The organism is Actinomycetospora lutea, from assembly GCF_028737205.1.
In the GTDB taxonomy this organism is placed as follows: Bacteria; Actinomycetota; Actinomycetes; order Mycobacteriales; family Pseudonocardiaceae; genus Actinomycetospora; species Actinomycetospora lutea.
Genome location: NZ_JAQZAL010000102.1, coordinates 1 through 1,097 on the forward strand (window position 1 = coordinate 1; position 1,097 = coordinate 1,097).

The following is a 1,097-nucleotide window of genomic DNA, read 5'->3' on the forward strand; positions in this document are numbered from 1 at the left end:
AGCTGTCGTGACCCGAGACGTTGTGTGCGGCGGCGTGTCGGGTTGATCGAGGGAGGGCCTCCGGGGCGAGGTGGGTGTGTCTGAAGCATCCGCCCGCACCACCGGAGGCCCTCGGTGTCGCACCGTAATGCCCGTCTGACCGTGCATGCCCGCCTGTTGATCGTCGAGCGCCACCAGGCCGGCTGGCCCCAGGCCCGTATCGCTGAACAGCTCGGGGTCTCTCGCGGCACGGTCAAGAAGTGGATCGAGCGCCACCAGACCGAGGGGCCCGCGGGGCTCGAGGACCGCTCCTCGCGCCCGCACACCACCCCGCGGCGCACCGATCCCGAGGTCGAGGCCCAGGTGCTGGCGCTACGCGCCGACCGCCACCGCGGGGCGGTGTTCCTGGCCGGCGAGCTCGGGCTGGTCGCCTCCACCGTCGGACGCATCCTGGCTCGCCATCACGTGCCGGCGCTGGCGGCGATCGACCCGATCACCGGCGAACCGGTCCGGCGTCGCCGCGGCGGGCCCCGCTACGAGCGCGACCGGCCCGGTGAGCTGGTCCATGTCGATGTCAAGAAGCTCGGCCGGGTCCCCGAAGGCGGCGGTTGGCGCCTGCACGGCCGCGACGCCACCGTCGCCCACCGCCACAAGAAGACCCCCATCGGCTACGACTACCTCCACGTCGCGATCGACGACCACTCCCGCATCGCCTACATCGAGGCCCACCCCGACGAGAAAGACCCCACCTGCGCGGGGTTCCTGCACCGTGCCGCGACCTGGTTCCACCAGCACGGAGTGCGCATCGAGCGAGTGCTCACCGACAACGCGATGACCTACCGCCACGGATCGACCTGGACCGCGGTCTGCGTCGGCCTGGGCATCCGGCGCCGATTCATCCAGCCCGGCCACCCCTGGACGAACGGAAAGGCCGAGCGGCTCAACCGCACCCTGCTCACCGAGTTCGCCTACGCCCGACCCTGGACCAGCAACCAGCAACGCCTCGCTGCCCTGGACTCCTGGGTCACCGACTACAACACTCGCCGAGCCCACTGCGCCCTCGGCGGCCACCCACCGATCACCCGACTCGCCTGCTGACAACGTGCCGGGTCACGACA

At 71.2% G+C, this 1,097-nt stretch carries 1 protein-coding gene; it reads left to right on the plus strand.

Features of this window, described 5'->3' with window-relative positions; translation table 11 throughout:
• Positions 1-114 precede the first annotated feature (114 nt).
• The gene (locus tag PHK61_RS31840) at positions 115-1,077 is read left to right on the plus strand and encodes an IS481 family transposase (protein ID WP_274285047.1); all 963 of its coding nucleotides are present in this window, start codon (positions 115-117) and stop codon (positions 1,075-1,077) included.
• Positions 1,078-1,097 lie beyond the last annotated feature (20 nt).